The 21,626-nt window shown below is 37.7% G+C and carries 19 protein-coding genes; 6 read left to right on the top strand and 13 right to left on the bottom strand.

All coding sequences use genetic code 11. The features are described 5' to 3' along the window. Window positions 1-62: 62 nt before the first annotated feature. Window positions 63-686 (top strand): TetR/AcrR family transcriptional regulator, encoded by a 624-nt coding sequence (locus H5161_RS04425; protein WP_182768771.1) that lies wholly within the window; start codon window positions 63-65, stop codon window positions 684-686. A gap of 70 nt (window positions 687-756) precedes the next feature. Here H5161_RS04425 and H5161_RS04420 read toward each other — a convergent pair whose 3' ends face one another. The 6 genes from H5161_RS04420 to H5161_RS04395 all read right to left on the bottom strand — a co-directional run bounded on the left by H5161_RS04420 (window position 757) and on the right by H5161_RS04395 (window position 6,422). After that, complete coding sequence (locus H5161_RS04420; protein WP_182720162.1) at window positions 757-1,869, bottom strand: HupE/UreJ family protein; 1,113 nt, start codon at window positions 1,867-1,869, stop codon at window positions 757-759. After that, complete coding sequence (locus tag H5161_RS04415) at window positions 1,866-2,891, bottom strand: hypothetical protein (protein WP_182720163.1); 1,026 nt, start codon at window positions 2,889-2,891, stop codon at window positions 1,866-1,868. Before H5161_RS04415 ends, H5161_RS04420 begins: the two co-directional genes overlap by 4 nt. Window positions 2,892-2,945: 54 nt before the next feature. Continuing rightward, the gene (locus H5161_RS04410) at window positions 2,946-3,455 is read right to left on the bottom strand and encodes an Ig-like domain-containing protein (protein ID WP_182768770.1); all 510 of its coding nucleotides are present in this window, start codon (window positions 3,453-3,455) and stop codon (window positions 2,946-2,948) included. 11 nt (window positions 3,456-3,466) lie between these two features. Next, window positions 3,467-5,059 (bottom strand): DUF4331 domain-containing protein, encoded by a 1,593-nt coding sequence (locus tag H5161_RS04405; protein WP_182768769.1) that lies wholly within the window; start codon window positions 5,057-5,059, stop codon window positions 3,467-3,469. Between the two features lie 158 nt (window positions 5,060-5,217). Continuing rightward, a complete protein-coding gene (locus H5161_RS04400; protein ID WP_182737507.1) occupies window positions 5,218-5,901 on the bottom strand; it encodes an anti-sigma factor domain-containing protein in 684 nt (227 codons plus the stop codon). Further along, window positions 5,898-6,422 carry a sigma-70 family RNA polymerase sigma factor gene (locus H5161_RS04395; protein WP_154902902.1) on the bottom strand — a complete coding sequence of 175 codons (525 nt, stop codon included), beginning with the start codon at window positions 6,420-6,422 and terminating at the stop codon, window positions 5,898-5,900. The genes H5161_RS04400 and H5161_RS04395 overlap by 4 nt, the downstream gene beginning before the upstream one ends. Before the next feature lie 349 nt (window positions 6,423-6,771). On the opposite strand from H5161_RS04395, the gene H5161_RS04390 reads away from it, so the two are divergent. After that, window positions 6,772-8,391, top strand: coding sequence for a diacylglycerol kinase family protein (locus H5161_RS04390; protein WP_024591821.1), 1,620 nt, complete (start codon window positions 6,772-6,774; stop codon window positions 8,389-8,391). 50 nt (window positions 8,392-8,441) lie between these two features. On the opposite strand, the gene H5161_RS04385 is transcribed toward H5161_RS04390, so the two are convergent. Continuing rightward, window positions 8,442-8,750: a VF530 family DNA-binding protein gene (locus H5161_RS04385; RefSeq protein ID WP_024591820.1), complete on the bottom strand. Its 309-nt coding sequence runs from the start codon at window positions 8,748-8,750 to the stop codon at window positions 8,442-8,444. 54 nt (window positions 8,751-8,804) lie between these two features. Then, window positions 8,805-9,107, bottom strand: a complete 303-nt coding sequence (locus H5161_RS04380; RefSeq protein WP_182768768.1) for a DUF1496 domain-containing protein — start codon at window positions 9,105-9,107, stop codon at window positions 8,805-8,807. A 126-nt stretch (window positions 9,108-9,233) separates the two neighbouring features. Here H5161_RS04380 and H5161_RS04375 point away from each other — a divergent pair, with 126 nt between their 5' ends. Next, a complete protein-coding gene (locus H5161_RS04375; RefSeq protein WP_007375551.1) occupies window positions 9,234-9,467 on the top strand; it encodes a TIGR02647 family protein in 234 nt (77 codons plus the stop codon). Window positions 9,468-9,478: 11 nt separating this feature from the next. Here H5161_RS04375 and maiA read toward each other — a convergent pair whose 3' ends face one another. Then, complete coding sequence (maiA, locus tag H5161_RS04370; protein ID WP_182768767.1) at window positions 9,479-10,108, bottom strand: maleylacetoacetate isomerase; 630 nt, start codon at window positions 10,106-10,108, stop codon at window positions 9,479-9,481. A 2-nt stretch (window positions 10,109-10,110) separates the two neighbouring features. Beyond that, complete coding sequence (hmgA, locus tag H5161_RS04365; RefSeq protein WP_182768766.1) at window positions 10,111-11,412, bottom strand: homogentisate 1,2-dioxygenase; 1,302 nt, start codon at window positions 11,410-11,412, stop codon at window positions 10,111-10,113. A 152-nt stretch (window positions 11,413-11,564) separates the two neighbouring features. Between hmgA and H5161_RS04360 the strand changes: the two genes are divergently transcribed. Then, complete coding sequence (locus tag H5161_RS04360; protein WP_182768765.1) at window positions 11,565-11,996, top strand: MarR family winged helix-turn-helix transcriptional regulator; 432 nt, start codon at window positions 11,565-11,567, stop codon at window positions 11,994-11,996. Window positions 11,997-12,048: 52 nt separating this feature from the next. Here H5161_RS04360 and H5161_RS04355 read toward each other — a convergent pair whose 3' ends face one another. The 3 genes from H5161_RS04355 to H5161_RS04345 all read right to left on the bottom strand — a co-directional run bounded on the left by H5161_RS04355 (window position 12,049) and on the right by H5161_RS04345 (window position 19,543). Further along, window positions 12,049-15,126 (bottom strand): TonB-dependent receptor, encoded by a 3,078-nt coding sequence (locus H5161_RS04355; protein ID WP_182768764.1) that lies wholly within the window; start codon window positions 15,124-15,126, stop codon window positions 12,049-12,051. A 336-nt stretch (window positions 15,127-15,462) separates the two neighbouring features. After that, window positions 15,463-18,645 carry a TonB-dependent receptor gene (locus H5161_RS04350; RefSeq protein WP_182197301.1) on the bottom strand — a complete coding sequence of 1,061 codons (3,183 nt, stop codon included), beginning with the start codon at window positions 18,643-18,645 and terminating at the stop codon, window positions 15,463-15,465. Window positions 18,646-18,688: 43 nt separating this feature from the next. Then, window positions 18,689-19,543 (bottom strand): S1/P1 nuclease, encoded by an 855-nt coding sequence (locus tag H5161_RS04345; RefSeq protein ID WP_024594577.1) that lies wholly within the window; start codon window positions 19,541-19,543, stop codon window positions 18,689-18,691. 251 nt (window positions 19,544-19,794) lie between these two features. Between H5161_RS04345 and H5161_RS04340 the strand changes: the two genes are divergently transcribed. Both H5161_RS04340 and H5161_RS04335 read left to right on the top strand, forming a co-directional pair. Continuing rightward, entirely contained in the window at window positions 19,795-20,661 is an 867-nt protein-coding gene (locus tag H5161_RS04340; RefSeq protein WP_084324632.1) for a hypothetical protein, read from the top strand. Continuing rightward, window positions 20,654-21,598: a hypothetical protein gene (locus H5161_RS04335; RefSeq protein WP_182768763.1), complete on the top strand. Its 945-nt coding sequence runs from the start codon at window positions 20,654-20,656 to the stop codon at window positions 21,596-21,598. Before H5161_RS04340 ends, H5161_RS04335 begins: the two co-directional genes overlap by 8 nt. Window positions 21,599-21,626: the final 28 nt, after the last annotated feature.

Below are 21,626 nucleotides of genomic sequence, written 5' to 3'. Positions count from 1 at the left end.
TATGGCGAGACTATTTATAGCTCTTGCTTTACTGAGTTTATGACTTGGTAGTGGAGTTGAACATGAAGCCTAAAGCAAAAAGGCAAACAGATCCCGCGATAGCACTTGCTAGGCGTGAGCAAATTTTAACAGCTGCTGCAGAGTGTTTTCGCCGTAAAGGTTACCACGGTGCAGGTATGGCAGAAATATCTAAAACGGCAGGGATGAGTGCAGGGCATATTTATAATTACTTTGAAAGCAAAGAAGCGATTATAGAAAGCATTATTGAAAAAGACATGGAAGAAATGTTCTCTATCTTTCAAAAGTTTGAAGATCACCCTGGTGATGTTTTGGCGGCTCTTTTAGATGGCTTAAATATTGGCGTGCAAAGACACATGGACACAGGGGCATGTGTAGTTGACTTAGATATGATGGCTGAAGCAGGTCGAAATGTTAAAGTAGCTTCATTGCTACGTGATATGGATACTCAAGCACGCGGGCGCATGAGACAGCTTTTAACAAGTGAGCGAAGTGCGCTCAAAGACATTGATGAGCTTGAACTTGAAAGTCGAATTAATGTTATTTTTTCGATGATGGCAGGGTTATTACTTAGAAAGTTACTCTACCCTGAGCTAACCGAAAAAACAGTGTTAATAGCGCTTCGCCCTGCGATGAAAACATTACTAATGCCATTTGATAAAGCATAGTAAAGCGCAAAATAGATAAACTAAAAAGTAAGCTAGCCAATATTTTGGCTAGCTTTTTTATTTATACTATTTAAAAACGCTCGATTGACCACTGAAGTGCAACAATTGCGATAGCAACGGAGCCCATTGGCATTAACCATTTTTTATACCAAGTGTAGTGTCGTACATAAATGAGTATTGGTAAGGCTATCAGTAATATACTAAGTTGACCGATTTCGACGCCTAAATTAAACGCCAATATACTGAGCAGTTGATAGTCGCTCGACAGGCCAAGCTCGCCAAGTACGCTCGCAAATCCCATACCATGTAGTAAACCAAAAGCAAAAGTAAGCCAACCTAAACGAAGTACCAACGGCCACACATTATTTAATGCTGCAAATAAAACCGATATAGCAATTCCAAGCTCTACCCAGCGACTATTTGGTGATACAAGGTTCATAGCGGTGGCGGTAAGCGTAATAGAGTGCGCAAGCGTAAACGCGGTTACTATCCATGCTGTGTGTTTAATAATGTGTTTTTTAGAGCTAATACCTTGCCATGCTTTATTGCTGCGTTTTAAAACACAGGTAAGTAACAAAGCGATTAAAAATAAAATATGATCAATACCAATCCAAATATGTAAAACACCTTGGTAAACGTATTGATTAAAGGTACTTAAATAACTTGTTTGTTCAAAGCTGAACGTTTGTTGTGCCTCATTGATATTAAATACACGAGATACACCGTTAATATTTACGATGGATTTATGGTTAGCATCAGTTTTGAAAAAAGCGGAATAGGAAAGGGTGATTGCTTCATTGTCATCACAGCTAAACTGCAGCGGAATAACCAAATAAGGTTGGTTAAAATGGTTATCTAGCTGATAGATACCTTCACTTTTTAAAGGGCATATTTGCGCGCTTTGCGTGATATTTAAACTTTCTGTAATGAAGTTATTAATTGAGCTGCGTTTTGCTTTTATTTCTGCCCACGAAATTTGACCGTTTTTATCTAAATCCAGAGGCACTGTGTGCTCTAAGTCGGCGATATTAACTTGCCAGGTACCCGTGTATTGGCTTTTGTTGGTGTCGTTATCGTTCTTGCTATTTAGGGTTATATAACTTGTACTTAGTTGATGGGAAAAGCTGTAAGTTGAGAAAATACACAGCATTAAAGTGAGTATAAATAGATAAGGCGTTTTCATAGTGTATCTCGTTGCATCGCTTTTGCTTTAATAAGTAATTGCTCATCGGTACTCATTTTAGCCTGTTGCCAATTAATATGAGCCCAGTAAAGTGCTTTTTCACGATTTGGTTGTACATCAAGGTAATATTTAGCTAAGTCACTCGCATGAAAAGAATCTTTACGAAGCTCTCTAAGTGTAACTCTTTTCGCCATTGTATTTTGCCATTTTTTATCGCGTTTATTTAGTTTTTTTTCTGCGATTGAAAGCCTTAGTAAAATAGCATCTTCTAAATTACTTTTATCTGGAAGCAGTACGCTTAATGTATTTAATACTTGTTGAGGTTGATTTAGCGCAATTTGAATATCGGCCCATAACACAATGAGGCTCACAGGAGCTTGAACTAAATCTACGCTTTGTAAGTGAGACAAAGCTTGCTTGTAGTTACTTAGACGGTAGCTCATTTCACTTAAAACATGGTTTGTAGCTAAACTAGTTTGGTTATTGTTTATAATTTTAACTAATGTTTGGTAGCTGTCTAAAACGCTTTCATGCTGGCTTTGTACGTCTAGTACACAAGTGCTAGCAGTAATGGTACTTACTTGACCAATCAAGGCAACACAGTGTTGTTTTGCCTTTGTAAATTCACCTTGGGTCATCAATATATTGGCCAGTAACAAATGGCTATTACTGTGCTTTGGCTCGGTAATCAAAACGTTGTTGGCAACGTTAATTGCTTCGTCAAAAAGGTGCTCTTTTTGTAAAACACGAGCATATAAGTAACCAATTTGAGATGAGGGTGTTTGTTTATATAGCTGGGCTAAACGGGTCTTAAGTAGCCCCTGTAAACGCTCTGTTTGGCCTACATATTGGCTGTTAGTGACTAATGTATTTATTTCCTCAACAGACAGAGAAGCACTAAGCGTTGAATTACTGTTAGCAATAACTGCGTCATCTTTTGGAGTATAAGGAGCCGCACTCACCGCGAAAGAGGTTAAGCAAATAGCAATAATAGTGAGGGGTTTAAGTACTGATAAATGCATTATAAATATCCTTTGAAAAAAAGCCATCCATGGCCTGTCAGCTTAATGACTTGGTTAGTTACCGCTTGAAGAAATTAATCCATCAACATCGGTATCAGTGTTTGTAAACACCCGACCATTAACAGTTAACGGCTCTGCATTTGGCGCTTGGCTAAATGCATCGGTTGCAAATTGAGCAAAGTCAACTTGCAGCGCCTCAATCGTAATACTTACTGTTGCAGTAACTTGCGAATTAACGCCATCACTTACACCAAACATAAAGCTATCTGAACCTGTTGCTTCTTTATTAGGTGTATAAGTAAAGTTACCATCACTGTCAACATTAACAGTACCGAGCATTGGCTCGCTTGTTAACGAGTAAGTAAGTGAGTCGCCATCATTATCGCTTGCGTTAAGCATATCGGTAATGCTTACTTCAGTTTGTGTTGTTAGCATTGCATCGCTTGCTGTAGGTGCGGTGTTTACAACCGGTGTAGGTTGTTTTTTATCATCATCGCTACTACATGCTCCCAATGTTAATGCACTGAGGAGAACACAAATATGGGTAGTTTTTAAATTACGCATTATTTTACTCCTTATTTAGAGCCAGCAAGTGGTGTTGCAAGGTATGGGAATGTTGAGTCCATCATTGTTGCATCAATAGGTGCGCCGTCTGTAAATGGCACTGTGCCTGTATTAGCATCCTCTGGTGCACAAAGTCCTAAATCAGTGTCTTCACCATTTACAGGAATCGGATGACATAAACGACCCATCACAACACGAAGTGCAATATCAACCACATCATCACCCGGGCGACGACCATTTGGGAAGCCGGCTAAATCATTACCCGCTACACCAAATGCAGATTGATCAGCTTGCGCTGTTGCTGCAATGCCTGTATTTAAACGCAGCATTTCTGAAGGTGTTACAGTTGCTTGCTGATTAACGCCAGCAAAACCCGTTAAAAATGCAGTGATTAAATCAGTACGCGGGAAGTTAGTGGGTGCCAGTGTTTCTAAGTTTGCGCCAAGGGTCGTATTAACAGCATCTTTAAACAAAATGTTTAATAACTCAGGTAGTGCTGGGTGAGATACATAATCTAAAAATTGTGCATCGTCTTTAGGGTGCGCAGTAGAAAATGTGTCTTTGTCTTTAATGCCAATTACAAGCTCATTTACAAGCGGGCTACCTAGGCGTGAAACCTGAGTTAATGCACCACCGTTTACCGCATTATTAGCAAATTTAGCATTGGGGTTTAATACACGTGCTTGAGGTAAGCTTGCTGTTGTCCACGAACCTATTACGCCGTTACCTTCACCGACAATACAGCTTTTAGGTATTTCGATAGCGATTGATGTTACGTTTTTATCTGCAAGGTCGTCATTATCAGCTGATTGCGTTATACCACCTGGAAAACCACCGCCGTCACCAGCACCAGGGGCGCTATCACCTTCTACAGGTACATAGTTTACTAAATCAAATGTTTTACCTAGGTTAACTACAAACGGGTCTTTACGCTGTCCTACAAAAACTTGTGCCATGCTCTCACAGTTAGGAATTGAAACCTGATACACAAATTGGTCAGCATAAGTTTGATAATCGCTCATTGAACCAAATGTTTTATTACCCACATAATCAAGCGGTTTAGAAAATTTGCTGGAGTTTGATGCAGTGTTATTTAATAGCGTTGTTTCGCCAGTACGCTGCGCGCCGCTTATCATGCTTACTGTGTATGATTCGCTAAAATTTGCAGCGCTGTTATCTCCGGCAGATACACCGCCTACATTTTTAAGCGGTACAGACACGGTGCGTTGATTACCTTCAGGTCCAACAGTTAATTGCACACCTTGGTTATCATTAGGAAGCATGCTTTTAAAGTTAAACGCAAATGTAATATCTTCAACAGCATCGCCGTCGTTATCTATATGAATGCTGTAAGTAGCATCTGGGTCCATTGCAAAGTAATTAGGACCGCCGTATGCATCTTGCAGCGGGATGTAATTAGCAATTAATGTGACGTAATCATCACGACCTTGCTCGTAACTATTAAATACATAAAAATCGGTAGAATCTAAAGTCGGGAAACGGCTTATATTTGGCGCTTCTCTGTGGCTAGACGCTTCACTTGGTGCACTTATAAACGTACTGCATACTACTACTGCGAGTATTGATGGAGTTAAAGCTTTCATGACTTTGTCCTTTAGTTTTGATTGAAGTCGTAGTTAATAACGGGTGAGAGTTCAGTATGGATGCAAAAAAGTTAAAATGTTTTTATTTTTTGTTAAAAACTTTAAGGAAAGGTTAGCTGCTTAATGTAAGCAGCTAATAAAAGGCTATAAAAGTAGAGCTACAGGAGTATAAGTTCTGTAGTGTATAACACCTCGGTTGGTGATCCATTTGGTGAACCACCAATAGGTTCTAAACTCACTGCTAGTAATGCAATATCACTTGCGTTAAAACGGTTATCTTTTAATAATATCTTGCTACCTTGCTTGGGCAGTAAACCCAATGAAATAGGTGCATCTTGCCCTTTTAAAATCATCCACAGCTCGTAATCTTTATTGGTTTGGGCAACCAATTGGCTACTGGCTTTAATTGAAAGCCCTTGCTCGCTTACATCAATAAACCACAATGATTGCTTGTCTTGATTTTGAACCAAGGCAATTTGTTGTGTTTGAACAACATTAGTAGAAGGTTGAATAATCAAAAAGGCTAAAACAATACATGCAGCTGTTGCAACAAAAGACCATGTACGCCAAATAGAAGGCTTAGTATGTATCACCGTTTTGGTGGGTTGTATTTGGTTTTCAATACGCTGTAGTATATTTATCCATACATCGTCACGTGGCGTTTGTGGTGTAATAGCACTGGCCAAGTTATTTAGGTTTTGCTCCCACATAATTGTTGCTTCACGTGCTTGATTTGAGTTAAGTAACAGACGCTGAAAACGCTTACGGGCAAGCCCTCTAAGTGTGCCAAGCACATACTGCCCAGCAAGTGCGTCTAATAGTTCGGGTTTATTATAATTCATAATGTTAAACACCTTTGTAGCTGCATGAGCCCACGCCTGATCCAGCTTTTAACCGTACCTAATGGCGTTTCGATATGATCCACTAACTCGCTATGGCTCAGCCCTTTGTAATAAGCTAAGTGAATAGCTTGTTTTTGTTGCGGCTCAAGTTGTTCGATACAATTAACCAGTTTTGTTTCTTCATCGTAAGTAACGTCGATGCTTTCATTCTCATATTCGTCATCGCCTAACGACTGCTCTTTTCGTACTTTGTGATAGCGCAGCGAGTCGAGGCTTCTATACCTTACTATACTTATCATCCAGCTTATAACAGTGCCTTTTGAAGCATTATACTCAGATGCGTTATGCCAAATTTTTATAAAAGCATCTTGTAGTGCTTCCTCAGCATGGGCTCTATTTGTGAGCATGTTTAAACTAATAGCAAAAAGTTTGCCGCTAGTTTGTTGATATAAACTTGAGAAAGCATTTTTGTCTCCTTGTGCTGTTGCGCACAAAAGAGGGAGTAAATCATCATTATCCATAGGGGTCCTGTTTTTCTTATTATCATTGAGTAAACGGTTGAGGGTGTGATTTGGATGCAAAAAAATTTAATTGCCTTTTAGATTAGCTGCTTTATACGTAAGTACAAGCAATAATCGATCAGTGTTTGAAATTTAGACGTGTAAGTATAATTTATTCACATGTTTGTAAAAAATGCACAAAGAGCGGTCTGTAGTAGATTTTAGTTTATTAATTACTATATATATCAATGGCCTATTGTTCGCGTTTGAATTTTAAATGGCATTTATATGGCGTGATATTTGCAAAAGACTACTTAAAGCCGTTTAAATTAAGATTATAAATCGGCATTATTTTCACAAAGGAGAGACTATGTGGGCTGCAATTAGTTATTTACTATTAGCACTACTGCTTATTTTTATTGGTTGGGAAGTGAACTCTGTCTATTTTGCTATTGTTTTTTATTGGACTGCGCTGTCACTTTTATTAGTGAGTACCGCGTATATTTTTAATACAGCAAAAATATTTAGAAAGCGTGAAAATGGGGTGATCCCATTTTATATACGGTGGGCGTTTGTGCCATTTTTATTCGGTGTGCAAATTTATAATGCCTGGTCACGTAAGCGCGATAAAGTGCCGCCCATTCAACAAATAAACGAAAACCTATTTTTAGCTTGCCGATTATTTCCCTCAGATATAGACACATTAAAAGATAACGGGATTACGGCGATTTTAGATGTTACGTGTGAATTCGACGGACTCGAGTGGAGTTCAACACAAGAGAATATTAATTATTTAAACATTCCGGTGCTCGATCATAGTATTCCTACCCATTCTCAGTTAAATCAGGCTATTAATTGGATTCATCACCATATTAAAGAAGACCATCGCGTAGTCGTTCACTGTGCTTTAGGGCGTGGGCGCTCTGTTTTTGTCATGGCGGCTTATTTATTGAGCCAAAACAAAAATGCAGATGTGCATGAAGTACTTGCACAAATAAAAGAAACCCGCGAAACCGCAAATTTAAATAAGCATCAACTTCGCCATTTAGCTAAGCGACATAAAAAAGGCGAATTACTGATTAAAAACAAAGCCGTTTTAATTGCAAACCCTGTATCTGGTACACGATTATGGGAAGAAAAAGAGCACTTAATTGTTGCGCGGCTATCGGATTATTACGATCTGAAAGTACTCACTACTACAAAAGAAGTTAACGGTATTGAGCTGGCTAAACAGGAAATTGCGCAAAATCCGGATATTATTATCGCATGCGGGGGAGATGGTACGGTGGCCGAAGTTGCAAGCGTACTTGTAAATACACAATGTAAACTAGGCATCATCCCTATGGGGACTGCAAACGCCCTTGCGCATGTATTGATGGGTATTACCTCTAAATTTATTCCTGTTGAACAGGCTTGTGACTTAATTATAGATGGTCAAACAAGCATAATAGATACTGCTTATTGTAATAATGAATTAGTACTACTGCTCGCGGGTATTGGTTTTGAGCAATCAATGATAGAAAAAGCAGATAGAGAGTCGAAAAATAAGTCGGGGCAACTTGCCTATTTAAATGGTTTTTTTGAAGCGTTTGGCGAGCAAAAATCGCAGTTACTTAAAGTAAAACTCGATGATAATGAGCCAAAAGAAATATGTACTAATAGTTTTATTGTGGCCAATGCTGCGCCTTTTACAACGTTATTGGCTCAAGGTGGCGGGCAACCTGATCATAGTGACGGGCTACTCGATATAAATTGGTTAACACCAAATAATGAAGATTCAACCACAGTACTAAGTATTGCAGAGCTGATGTTTAGTAGCTTAACGCAAACACATTTAGCTATAAACTCGCACCATACAAATGCCAAAAGAGTAGAGGTTACTGGCGAAGGAGAGCTTAAGTACGTACTAGATGGTGAAGTTAAAACCGCTCAAAAACTAGTTATTACTATTGAGCCGGCTTCATTAAATGTGATTTGCAAAGAGCAATAAATCGCGTTTGTTATAATCAAAAAAGGAGCTAAATTAGCTCCTTTTTTACATCATTTTTTAATTGATGGCCAAACAAACCCTGTTGTATCCGGCGCTTGAGAAGATGTTTCTCTTGGTGCACTTTTTGGTCTACGAATAGGTTTGTTATTTATAGTGTGAATATAAAGTGCTTCCACTTTATCGCGAGCCCAAGGCGTTTTACGCAAAAACTTTAAACTCGATTTAATGCTGGGTTGATCAGTAAAACATTTAATTTTTACTTGTTCGCCAAGTGTTCTCCAGCCAAGTCGTTGCTCTAACTCAACAAGTATTTGTTCTAATGTTACCCCATGTAAAGGGTTTTTAGGTTGATTATTCATAGCCATACTACTTATTTAAACTGCATGCATTGTAGCTTAAATCAGCTTTTAGCGCTAATTCACAGTGATTGTTTTAGGAGCTGTTGGGTAAATAGCATTACCTTGCTTATCTATTTTAAGCCAAATGAGTTGGCTGTTACTGTGTTGGGGTGTTTTAGCACCACACAAGAGTGTAAAAGAGTGAACTTGTATTAATGCCCCTTCGCTATAGCGTTTGTTGTCGTACCAACAGTTAGCTTCTTCATTTACAAACTGGTTTACATCAATAATTGAATGGGTTTTTAGCGTTGTTGCTTCACTAAGTATTGAATACGATAAGCTGCTAAAACAAAAGCATAGAATTAAAAAATTACGCATTAGAGGCCTTTAAATAGGGAGGGTTAAAAATAATACATTAAGCTAAAAAACGTGCTAGTGTAAAGTACACAAAGTGATTTTAAGTATAAATTTAGTTATTCACAGAACAATAAAAAGGTGCACACAATGCAATTTAATCAAACAATGATCGAAGAATTCACACTATTAGCAAAGTTTCCTCGCGACAGTAAAATGCAGGGTATTAAATTACATTCAGACGCAGAGCCAAGCTTACTTAGCGCAGCGCAACGTTTATTTGAAAAAGGGATTATAGATAGCCCAGATGGCGGATATTTAACTGATCTGGGCTTAGATTTAATTGAGCACGTTACGGTTATTCATAGCGCGCTACAAAGTTAATCTAAATTAGCTTAATTTGCATCGGGTTGATTTTGCGGTGCAGCGTCATTAAATGCAGCTAATTTATTACAATGCTCGTAAATGGCTGCAATTTTTGGATAAGCGCTCATATCTACGTTAAAACGAATTGCATTAAATACTTGCGGCACTAAACAAATGTCAGCAAGTGTTGGTTGGTTACCAAAGCAGTAGCCATTATTTTTGTTTAGCATCAGTTCTATTTTTTCAAAACCCACTTCTATCCAATGTCGATACCACTTATTTTTAGCCTCGTCATCAACACCTAATTCGTTTGATAAGTACTTCAGCACGCGTAAATTATTAACAGGATGAATATCGCAAGCAATGGCAAAGCTTAAGTTTCTTATTTGCGACTTTTGCCACGCAGTCCCTGTAATTAATGGCGATTGCGGATAAGTTTCATCAAGCCATTCCAGTATTGCAAGCGATTGCGCTAAAACACCATCATCGGTTTCAAGTGCAGGTAGTAACCCTTGGGGATTAGTTGCTAAGTATTCCTCCCCAAGCTGCTCCGATTTTAAAAGGTTAACAATAGCAAGTTCATGATCGATTGCTTTTAAGTTAAGCGCTATACGCACTCTATAAGCCGCTGATGAGCGAAAGTAGCTGTATAATTTCATAACTAATCCTCTGCACCTGTAAATTGTTTTTTAATAGTACGCCAGCAATCGGTGTAATTTGGTTGGCGCTCTTTACCTTCTAATGCATATTTTGTCGGTGAAATTATATAGCGCGACTCAAACATAAAGGCCAATGTGTTTTCATATTTTTGTGGTGTAAGCTCAGTGTTTGAGGCTTTTTCAAATACGTCGGCTTCAGGTCCATGTGGCGACATACAATTGTGTAAACTTGCGCCACCAGGTACAAAACCATGCTCTTTTGCATCATACACACCTTCAATTAAGCCCATAAATTCACTCATAATATTGCGGTGATAATACGGCGGGCGAAATGTATTTTCGGCTACCATCCAACGCGGTGGAAATATCACAAAATCGACATTTGCCATACCCTCAGTAGCAGAAGGAGAGGTTAGTACAGTGAATATAGAAGGATCGGGGTGATCAAAGCTCACTGTATTCATTACATTGAAACGCGATAAGTCGTATTTATAGGGCGCACTATTACCCGTCCATGCAACCACATCAAAAGGAGAGTGCTTAATTTCACAGCTAAATAAATTACCGTTAAATTTAGAAACAAGCTCAAAGTCACCCTCTTTATCTTCAAAGGCCGCTACAGGGTATTGAAAGTCTCTGTCGTTGGCATAACCGTTTGCACCAACAGGTCCTCGCTCTGCAAGCTCTAACGCATGGCCATAATTTTCACAAATATAACCACGGGCTGTATTATCAATTAAGTCAACTGAGAACTTAATTCCTCTGGGAATTACAGCAATTTCACCTGGTTTAATGCTTAACTTACCGCACTCGGTGTGAATTAATAACTCACCATGCTGAGGGACAAACAACATTTCGCCATCGGCATTGCAAAAGTAACGCCCTTGCATTGACTGATTAGCGACATATACATGAATGCCAATACCAGATTGCCCATTAGCACTGCCATTAGCAGCCATCGTTACTAACCCATCAATAAAATCAGTAGGCTGTGAAGGCATATCAATAGGATTCCAACGTAGCATTGTTGGTGGTGTTACGGCTTCAGTGATTGGGGCTGTTCTTATTAGGCCATTATCAATTGCTTGGTAATCACCTTGCACTACAGACGGACGAAGGCGGTAAAACCAAGTGCGACGATTTGAAGCGCGAGGAGCCGTAAATGCAGTCGAACTAAATTGCTCTGTGTATAAATCGTATTTAACTTTTTGTGGGCTAAATTGTCCTATTGGCAGTGCACCGGGTAGCGCTTGTGTTTCAAATTCATTACCAAAACCGGTCATATAACTTAATTGTGTTGCCATTACTGACTCCTGTGAGAGGGGGGTTGGTTTAATATTATTTTTATTTCAGTTAAGATACTCTCAAGTGAGACTAATATCAAATGTGCAACTACGCATCCGTGTAAATATTAATGAACACTAAAGTAAGCCTTATAAAGCTGGGATAACTAAAAATGAAAATTGATTTAGCAACGTTTTTACCTTATCAATTAACGAATGTAGCAACACGTATAAGTAATGACTTTGCCGAGGTTTATCAAACTAAATATGGTTTAAATATTCCGCAGTGGCGAATACTTGCTAATTTAGCGCAGTATGGTCAGAGCAACGCAAAGGATTTATGCACGCAAGCAAATATGGACAAGTCGACAGTGTCGCGTGCGGTAAAAGTTTTAATAGATAAAGGTTTAGTGAAAAGTGAGTTAAATGCACAAGATAAACGCGCGGCCTTACTTGTACTGAGCAAAGCAGGGCAAAACTTATATGAGCAAATAGCACCCGATGCACTGAATTGGGAAAAACAATTACTGAATACTTTAACCAACGAAGAATACGAAGTGTTAGTGGGTATTTTTGAGAAGTTAAATAACAAATTAAAGGCATAAAAAAGCCCACCAAAGTGGGCTTTTAAAAGATGTTTTAGGTTACATTTCTAAATTAGAAATCGTATTTAATACCTACACGAAGTTCCCAAAGTGAAGGATTAACTTCTATGCTATCTCCAGCAGGTTTATTAAAGTTATTGTAGACATATTTCCCATCAACAATATCTGCTGTCACAGCACTTTGAAGTGAAGAACCACTTTCAAGAACGCCCCAATCATCATTGAGCATGTTTCCAATGTTAGCAATAGTGAAGTAAGCTGCGCCCTTGTGGCCATCTTTAAAACCAGCAAACTCTTGTTCTACTTTTAAGTCAAAAGTAACCCACCATGCGCCATCAATGCTATTTCGGTCAAGTATCTCACCACGGCTAAGGCCTTCATTACCGATCCATTCATTAAATCCAGCTAGGTCAAAATCTGGTCCGTAAGTTACTAGGCTATCATCAACGTTTGGAATGTACAGTAACTGACGAGCATTATCATTATATCCAAAAGTGAAATTATTTTCATTTTCGAATGAGTAAGAATACGGCGATGTTTTCGATGCTTGGCCAAATAAGTTAAATTTAGTGTCATAACCGTCAAATAGCTCATAGCTATAAGCTAATGACATCGTGAAGCGATGTGGAATCTCATAATTTGATGTAGCAACACCTGGGTTTTCTGAGTCAGAAACAGCAATCCCATGGTAATTAGAGAATGCCACAGAGCTAGTCATTGGATGTACGTCTTTAGACTCTGTATAAGCATATGAAAGAGATAGATCAATTCCATTATCAAACGATTTACTCATACCAAATGATAATATATGAGAGTATGCATCGTCACCATCAACGTTTGTTAACAGGAAGTCTGAACCACCATTATAAATAGGGCGTCCATCAGGTGCCGTTCCAGTTTGTTCATATGCTAAATTTTGAACAATCGCTGAGTTTCTCTTATCAGTGTATAAATAATCTACGTTAAATACATAGTTATCTTCAGTGATATAGGTACCACCTAATGAAAACTTCCACTCTGATGGAATTTCAAAATCAGGGTCAGTAACGTTTACATCAGCATCTGCACCACCTAGTCCAACTGTGTCATATAAACTTTGAGGAATATCATAACCAGGTAAACCACTACCATTGAATGGTACAGCATCAGCTCCAAGAATTTGCATGTTTCTTTGATTTACTTGTACGTTGCGCACGCCATCATTAGAATAGCTGTTAGAAATCCATACATTTGGATTTCCACCTGAGTACAGGCCAATACCACCACGCAGCTCTAACTGGTCATTGTAAATCCAGTTAACGCCTAAACGAGGTTGCAATAAATCAACTCCATCGAGATTTTGACTATTTGAATAACCATAGCGGTCTTCAAAATTTTGGTTGAATGTTGGAGTATCATCACTTGTATACCAGTCATAACGAAGACCAACAGTAAATGTTACATCGTAGTCAACTAAATCAAACTTATCTTGAGCATATAATGTATTTAAAGCGTATTTAAACTCACCAGCAGCATCATCTGGATTTTGGCTTGCAGCATTACCATAGTAAACGCGTGCGACACCATTTTCAAAATCATCGATCGAACTGAAACGGTATTCACCTTGGCTATGCTGAACAAATAAGTTGAAAACATCTAATTCTTCACGTTCGTAACCAAACGAAAGTTCATGTTCTTCTAGGTAATAAGTACCGGCAAGTTTAAGCGATAAGTTATCGTAATTAAGTTTGTTTGATTGACGTGAATCATCCGGGCCAAGGTAAACAGTTACATCACCTGTGTTGATTTGAAATTCACCAAAGCCTGATGCTGCATCAATAGAGTTTTGACGATTATCAAGCTTTGAGTATCCTACACGGATTTCAGTAGAAAAATTATCAGTCCAATCAGAGTAGAATGAAGTTACATAAGACTCTAACTTTGCACCACGTTCATAGAAATGGTTAGACAGAGCTAAACTCTCTGAACCAGTGTCTGATTGTGAAATTGCAAAGCCATCATTGTAATTGTATATAAAGCTTGCTCGATGGGAATCATTAATATTCCAATCTAACTTCACTAAGATTTTTTCATCTTCAACAGGCATACTTGGGATTAAAGAACCTGGATCGTATGCATAGTTATCAATCGCTATTTGTGTTACTCGATCAATAGTCGCTTGATCTATACGACCATTTACAAAAGGTGAGTACTCAAAAATCTCTGCGCCTTCTAATTTTTCGTATGATGTAAATAGGAATAACTTATCTTCTATAAGAGGAAGACCTACATTAAAGCCATAACGTTTTTCTGAGTAATCGCCTAGATCCTGCTTATTACCTTTAATTGAATCTCCAGACATAGAGTCATTAGTGTAATCATAGAAGAAACCACCAGTAAGTTCATTTGTACCAGATTTAGTTACTGCATTGATGTTACATGATGTAAAGCCACCGTACTGAACATCAAATGGAGCAAGCTCTACTGCAACTTGAGCGATAGAATCAAAAGAAAAAGGGATTCTTTCTGTAGGGTAACCACTTGAATTTAAACCAAAGTTATCGTTCATGCGAACGCCATCAAGGGTTAGGCTGTTAAATCGAGGGTTACCACCACCACAATTAATCGCGCCAGCATTTGTTTCGTCAATGTAAATACGAGGGTCTGCTCGGATTATATCTTTTAAATCGCGATTGATGGCTGGTTTGTTTTCTAAATCACTTAATGAAAATGTTGACGCAGGGCCTGTACCACCAGATTGAGAACTAATAGGTGCACCTGTTACAACAATTTGCTCCATTTGTTCTGAACTCAAAGCAACAGTAACTGGATAGGTTTGACCTAGTGTTAAATAAATATTTTCAAGCTCAGTATCTTGAAATTTATCTGAGTCTACAATTATTTTGTATGGACCACCAACACGTAACCCTTTAGTTGAAAAGCTACCAGCTTCATTCACTGTTGTCGTTTTTGTTGAACCTGATGGGACGTGTATGACTGTAATTTTAGTGCCGGCCGCAGGACTACCATTTGGCCCTGTAATTTGACCTTTTACAGATGATGACGTTTCGTTAGCCATTGCAGCGCCACTTACACCAACACATGCTGCAATAGCAAGTGAAAGAGCTGTTTTGCGTAATTGAGTTTTCATTTAATTTTCCCGTGTAGTTATTAATTAAATTTTTATATTTTTATTTTAAAATTTTTCAAAATAAACAGTTAAAGTTCATTTATTCAAAATCCGTTACTAGTGTACCTTATTTATTCGTTACAAATAAAATACAACTGCAATATATTTTTAATAAATAGTACTATTTTTGTCTATTTGAGTGTTTTTTTGAGCAATAACTCTATATCGGGGTATATATTACGTGGGCTTTATGACAAACATGTGAAATTGGGGTGTGAAAAACAAAAAACCCATCACAATTTTGCAATGGGTTTTGTTAACAAATAACTTAATGTGTTATTACTTACCTATTAAGACTTAAAACTTGTAGCTAATACCAACTTTAGCCTGCCAAGCTGATGACGATGAATTGATTTGTGAGTAATTACGCACATCTGCACCGCCAAAGCTGTTGTCTATTTTATATCTGCCTTGGTCATCAAGGCCACCAAAGTCATAAATAGTTTGGTTAGAGTAACCTAAGCGTTTTTCTACACCCCAGTCGCTGTTTAGAAGGTTTGCGAAATTATCAATCATTAGATAAACCTCACCAGTGTGACCTTCAGCAAAGCCTGGTATTTCTTGCTTAATGCTAACGTCCATCGTAGTAACCCAAGGTTGAGTTGCTGTATTTTTACCTAAAATACCACCACGCTGAGATATACCAGCACGCTCTAGTAATGGTTCTAACTCAGCCCAAGTCATACCTGATTCATCCCAGTTTACATTTGGATCATCAGCACCTGTAGGTATATATGGTAAGTAAGCACCATTACTGAAGAAACTACTCGTATCACCCAAATCACTGTCTTTATACATGTTCATTGTATAACTAAATGGACGACCTGAACGACGTTCAAAATACACGTTAAACTTAGTCGCATACCCTTCAAAAAACTCTGTGTTATATGCTAAGTTGATTTTAAAGCTGTGCTCAACTTCGTAAAAACCACGTGCTGCAATATCTTCATTACGATTTACTGTAATATTATGCTTGTAGTTGCCTTCCGCTTGAGAAGCTGAACCGGCTGATGACTCGGTAACATCCTGGTGTGCATAGCTTGCCGATACAAACAGGCCATTGTCCCATTGTTTAGCAATACCCGTTGAAATAATAATTGAACGACCATCATCCGATGAATTAGTCATTTCTATGTCAGCGTTATCAGCTAAAGAGCCACTATAAATAGTTTCATTTATAACGCGTTCACCATCAGCTGCAATACCGATTGGGTTAATAGATGTATTATGCCATACCGCCTCATTCTCTTTTTTATGATAAGCAATCTCTGCTTGCCATTTAAAGCCATCACCTAATAGTTCAGAATCAAACTCATATTCAAAACCTATTTGGGTGCGAATGCTTGAAGGCAATTTAAAATCAGGGTCGATATAAGCAACGCTACCAGCACCTTGTTCTAATGAATTTTGAATTTCACTAGGCACCTGAGTAATATCGGCAGTGTTATTTGCATAGTAGTCGTTAATTACATCGTTAGGAGCAGATACTAATGTAATACCATCGCTTTGGAATGAGTTGTTATACCAAACATTTGGAATACCACCTTGGAAACGACCAATACCACCGTTAATAGTAAGGGCTTCTGTTACGTAGTATTTAAAGCCAACGCGAGGAAGTATAATGTCTAGACCATCTAGATTTTCTTGGTTAGTAAAGCCATACGTATTCGCAAAATTTTCATTTAGAGTTGGTTTATCATCTGATGATAAACGCTCATAACGAACACCTGCTGTAACTTCTAAATCGTCACCTACATAAAAAGTGTCTTCAATGTAAAGTGCTAGTTGATTGCGTCTTACATCATATGCCGTATCAGCTGAATCATTAGTGTAAGCATTCTGATAAGAGAAATCATAAGAACCAATTTCACGGTTTTCAAAATTTTCTAAGCTATCAAACTTCCACGTGCCAAGAGAGTTTTCAGCAAATAAGTTATATAAACGAAGTGACTCATATTGAGCACCAAAGTTTATTTCATGCTCATCCATTAAATAGGTAGCATCGAGTGTAAAAGTTAAATTTTGCGTTTCAGAGCGGTTAGCATGACGATATTGATCTGTACCAAAGTTGTAAGAAGGGCCATTTCGACCATCTTCATCAACTGAAATACTACCTAGATTTGAGCGAGTTGCGCTATCAGAGGTAACATCTTTATACGACACACCAATTTCAGTAGAAAAATCTTCAGTCCAATCAGAGTAAAGCTTTGTTGAAAAGTTATTGAACTTCGTTACGTAGGCGTAGGTGTTCGATGTTAGTACAATATTATCGCCACCGGTGCTAGTGTTACGCTCATCTTGATCGTCTTGCCATTGGTAAGTAAAATCTAAACGATGGTCATCACTTGCGTTCCAGCTTAGCTTAACTAACAGGTTTTTATTTGTATCTTCTGGCGCACCTGCTAATGAATCAGTCAAGCCATATTCATTATTTAAAATAGAAATGAAACGGTTATAGTTAGCTTCAGAAGTATTAAATTCGTTGGCTGCACCAGAGCCGTCAAAGCCGTAATCAAGATCTAATTCGCTTGACCATTCTGAATAGTTAACGAAATAAAACAGTTCGTCTTTAACAATTGCGCCACCAACGTTAAAACCAAATCTTTCTTCAGTTTTAATCGGCTCTACTTTATTTGTAGAATAAGTTTTATGACCTAGCTCATCAAGGTCATCTTCTTGAACAATGCTATCGACATCGCCTGCAATCTCTGGAGTAGAGATTTCATAAAAGCCAGAGAATTTAAACTCATTTGTACCAGATTTTGTTACTGCATTAATAGTACCGCCACCAAAGTTACCTTTAGAAGCTGAGAAAGGAGATACATCAACAGAAACTTGTTCAATAGCATCAAGTGCTACAGGAGGCTGAGAAGTGGGGTAGCCACCAAAGTTCAAGCCAAAGTCATCATTTTGACCAATACCGTCAACTGTTAAACCGTTGGTACGCGGGTTACTACCTGCAAACGTTAGCTCGCCATTACCATTAATACTGGCAAGTGGGTTTAAGCGCGCAATATCTTTAATGTCGCGGTTAAAGCTTGGCATATTTTCAATAGTATCAGAACCAAATGAGCTGCTTGAGCCACCAGATTGCTGAACGATTTTATAACCAGACACTTCAATTTTTTCAATGTTTAGCGGAGCAAGCTGCGAACTTAAGCGGTATGTTTCACCCAGATTTAGATAGATATTTTCAACAGTTGTATCATTAAACTTATCAGAATCGATGATAACCATGTAAGGACCACCTACACGTAAGCCATTAGCGATAAACGTACCACTTTCGTTTGTAGTTAGCTCGCTAATAGTTCCCGTTGGTTGGTGAACTACTTTGATTTTAACGTTTGCAGCACTGCCACCTGAAGGCGTCGTAATTTTACCACGCATTGCAGATGAAGTATCAGCAGCCATTGCGCTTGTAGAAACACCTAGAGCTAAAATTACCGCTCCAGTTAATTTCGAAAGGCGAAGCTTAGTCATAATGTTGATTTCCCGTGTGTAGGTTATATAAATTTAATACTGTTTATTTATCAGTCGTCATTTTTAGTGCCGTATCTAACTCTTTTGCAGAAGGGTCAAATAAGGCGTTTAATAGTCCAGCTAGTCGAATACCCGCTTGTTGTAGGCGTGTTTTTACAATTGGAGTGTTGTTATAAATGTAGCTGTACCCAACTTCGTCGTTGGTGTACTTATAAATTTTTGTTGCTAAATTGTGTGATTCTTCAACCCAAGTTTTAGGTGAGCTTTGTAAATACTCAGCAATTAATTCGCTGTTATTTGTATCAATAAATTGAGCGTATTCAGTAAACGACAAGTTCTCGTTCTCAACTAACTTTGTATCCCAAAGGCTGTGAAGGTTTGTTTCTTCGTTAAAAAAAGAAACCTTAATACGGTTACCACCTCTGTCTTCACCTCGACCGGCATGAAAGGGTTGATGACTGTCGCCTACTAAATGCACTAAAAAACGCAAACTGAACTGTTTAGCATCTAAGGTGCTATTTTTATCGGTGAGCGTTTGCATTGAATAGTGAATACCCTCGAGGATATTACTTACAGATTCTTTGTTTTTAGTATGATCGTGATTGAAGCTGAAAGATTTTCCTGGGGCTGCATTAATGTAATGCCAACGAGATGATTTCTTTTGCCAAAAGTCGCCAGGAGCAGAGCGCATTTCATCAGGCCACGTTGATATTTGCGCAAGTGACTCACCATCTAAATAAGGTTTAATTGCTGCTTTAGTTGTTTCGCTTATATGAGATTGTGCAATCTGCCCTACAATACGGTGGCCATTTTGACCCCAAGCGTGTGAGTTAGTGCTTGTGAATATCGCACTAATCAAAAGCGCAGAAGATATCGAGTACTTTATATTGTTATGCATTAAAACTTCCTAAATGAATATTTCATGGGGTTGCTATAAGCTAATGCGGTCAATTGTCCTCATTTTTAATGTTGATAGGAAGGACTTATTAAAATTCATAATTTCTTATTCTATTACGTTTAAAATCAGTATCTTATATTTAATAGGTAAAATTACTTGTTGTAATAGGTAAGCGAAATTGTTCAAATACACTATATCGTCTATTTTTGGGTGGCATTGCTTTGAATTATAAAAATATTGTGTTGCACAAAATGTTAATTGTTACATTTTTGTTTCTATTATTGGTCGTTACGTGGGTTTGCGGTCAAGTTAGTGTATACAATGATGATTTACATTTTCCGGTTATGATCGAAACCTCAACAGAGTGTCAAACAACTGCTACAAGTAATAAAGACCAATTAATTGTTTTTACACAATCAAAAAAAATAGCCAAGTTATTAACACAAAAGTTATGCTCTGATAACGTAGTAGCTAAGCAATATGGCTCGGTAAAAGGGTATTGGGGATATAGAACGGCAGATAGCTTTGAGTTTGTTGGTAAAGGAATTGCTGACCTAATTTTGGCTAAAAGCAATATTATGGCTGCATTTAAAGCGGAGTCGACCTATAACTACCAACCCGTAGTTGGTTTTTCTGACTACACGGCTTTTTTTATATCTTCTAAAGAAAAACCTCGAATTACTAAACAATATTTTTTAGATAAACGCATAGGTTTGCTTGATTATCCTACCAGCCGATCAGGGCATATTTTACCAAAGCAAATGTTTAAAGAACTGGATATAAATTTAGCTAATTTGAAAATCACTTATGCTAGTTCTCATAACGAATTACGCGATTTACTCGCCGACGGAAAAGTAGATATTATTGCTTCGTTTTGGAAAGAGAGTGACGAAAAACGTTTTTCAAAAAACTATATTACGCCTTTGAGTAATAATATTACTGGAACAAGATGGTATTTAAAAATGCAGCAAAACAATACTGATTTATTATGTGCAGTACAGGCAAATTTGCTTGATATGTCTAAAGATCAAAGTTTGCATTATTATCAAAATGCACAATCGTTTTGGAGTTGCGGTACTAGCTCAGTAAACTTAAAAGAGGAAGTTAGTGATGAGTAAATATAAACAACTACTTGTTTTACTGTGCTTATTTTTAACTTTATCTTCTGTGTTTTATATTTCTGTAATTCAAAAAAGCCAGCAAGTAACTAAACAAAAAATAACGCAGATAGAAAGGCAAATAGCACTCGACTTACCATTACTTGATTTATCAAATGAGCTGCTAAAGCATTCGGGGAATAAAGATGCGGTTAATAGCTACATTAAAACCTTAAATAGCTACATTAATTCGAACGATCTTAAAGTTGTTGCTATTGCACCAAAAGGCGAAATGCTAGCACCTGTAAACTTACACCAAATAACACGTAGTTTGAGCACTAATAACGGACCTGTATTAGTTGTATTTAACGTTCAGCAAACCCACTTTACATTAAGCCATTTTATTTACTATTTTATATTTTTAGTATTAAGTGTGTTGATTAGTTTTTGGGTAAAGTTTGCATTTATTAAACAAAGTAATAAGCAGTTTAATAATGCACAGCATCAATCAATTACAGAGCCTACGCCGCTAATACTTATAATTGACCTTAACGATAAAACACTATCAAGTAGTTGTAATACAGAGCAAAAAGTGGGTTTAGCCAATAAGCCATTATGCTTTTATTTAGCACTTGTAGAGTATTGTACAAATAACGATGATGTAGCGCTTAGTCATAATAAAGATGTACCAGAGGAGCTTCTAGAGCTCGCTAACAAGTATTTTTATAGGTTGGTCGAACTTGGTCATACGGTTAGAAAAAGACCTAATTTTAATAATAGCCTAGAAAAAACCTTGAGTGAGATACGTGCGGCGTTAGATGAAGTACTTAGTGAGTGTCCTGAAGAAAAAGAGTTATATTACCCACCTAAAGCCTATGGAGAAGGCTCTCGTTCTCGTTTGCATAGTTATGGGCTGGCAAATATTAAAAAAGGTAATATTGAAATAAGAGGAAAGTAACTAGATTACTTTCCTCTTATTCTTAGAG

The organism is Pseudoalteromonas sp. SG43-5, from assembly GCF_014164345.1.
Lineage (GTDB): Bacteria > Pseudomonadota > Gammaproteobacteria > Enterobacterales > Alteromonadaceae > Pseudoalteromonas > Pseudoalteromonas distincta.
The sequence above is the reverse complement of the archived record's forward strand: the minus strand, read 5'-3'. Positions and strand labels throughout refer to the sequence as shown.

Excerpts from the sequence above, each read along its gene's own strand:
- H5161_RS04405 (WP_182768769.1), bottom strand. The coding sequence starts at position 5,059 with ATGAAAGCTTTAACTCCATCAATACTCGCAGTAGTAGTATGCAGTACG.
- H5161_RS04395 (WP_154902902.1), bottom strand. The coding sequence starts at position 6,422 with ATGGATAATGATGATTTACTCCCTCTTTTGTGCGCAACAGCACAAGGA.
- H5161_RS04415 (WP_182720163.1), bottom strand. The coding sequence starts at position 2,891 with ATGCATTTATCAGTACTTAAACCCCTCACTATTATTGCTATTTGCTTA.
- H5161_RS04375 (WP_007375551.1), top strand. The coding sequence starts at position 9,234 with ATGCAATTTAATCAAACAATGATCGAAGAATTCACACTATTAGCAAAG.
- hmgA (WP_182768766.1), bottom strand. The coding sequence starts at position 11,412 with ATGGCAACACAATTAAGTTATATGACCGGTTTTGGTAATGAATTTGAA.
- H5161_RS04385 (WP_024591820.1), bottom strand. The coding sequence starts at position 8,750 with ATGAATAATCAACCTAAAAACCCTTTACATGGGGTAACATTAGAACAA.
- maiA (WP_182768767.1), bottom strand. The coding sequence starts at position 10,108 with ATGAAATTATACAGCTACTTTCGCTCATCAGCGGCTTATAGAGTGCGT.
- H5161_RS04420 (WP_182720162.1), bottom strand. The coding sequence starts at position 1,869 with ATGAAAACGCCTTATCTATTTATACTCACTTTAATGCTGTGTATTTTC.
- H5161_RS04410 (WP_182768770.1), bottom strand. The coding sequence starts at position 3,455 with ATGCGTAATTTAAAAACTACCCATATTTGTGTTCTCCTCAGTGCATTA.
- H5161_RS04335 (WP_182768763.1), top strand. The coding sequence starts at position 20,654 with ATGAGTAAATATAAACAACTACTTGTTTTACTGTGCTTATTTTTAACT.
- H5161_RS04345 (WP_024594577.1), bottom strand. The coding sequence starts at position 19,543 with ATGCATAACAATATAAAGTACTCGATATCTTCTGCGCTTTTGATTAGT.
- H5161_RS04360 (WP_182768765.1), top strand. The coding sequence starts at position 11,565 with ATGAAAATTGATTTAGCAACGTTTTTACCTTATCAATTAACGAATGTA.
- H5161_RS04425 (WP_182768771.1), top strand. The coding sequence starts at position 63 with ATGAAGCCTAAAGCAAAAAGGCAAACAGATCCCGCGATAGCACTTGCT.
- H5161_RS04355 (WP_182768764.1), bottom strand. The coding sequence starts at position 15,126 with ATGAAAACTCAATTACGCAAAACAGCTCTTTCACTTGCTATTGCAGCA.
- H5161_RS04350 (WP_182197301.1), bottom strand. The coding sequence starts at position 18,645 with ATGACTAAGCTTCGCCTTTCGAAATTAACTGGAGCGGTAATTTTAGCT.
- H5161_RS04340 (WP_084324632.1), top strand. The coding sequence starts at position 19,795 with ATGTTAATTGTTACATTTTTGTTTCTATTATTGGTCGTTACGTGGGTT.
- H5161_RS04400 (WP_182737507.1), bottom strand. The coding sequence starts at position 5,901 with ATGAATTATAATAAACCCGAACTATTAGACGCACTTGCTGGGCAGTAT.
- H5161_RS04380 (WP_182768768.1), bottom strand. The coding sequence starts at position 9,107 with ATGCGTAATTTTTTAATTCTATGCTTTTGTTTTAGCAGCTTATCGTAT.
- H5161_RS04390 (WP_024591821.1), top strand. The coding sequence starts at position 6,772 with ATGTGGGCTGCAATTAGTTATTTACTATTAGCACTACTGCTTATTTTT.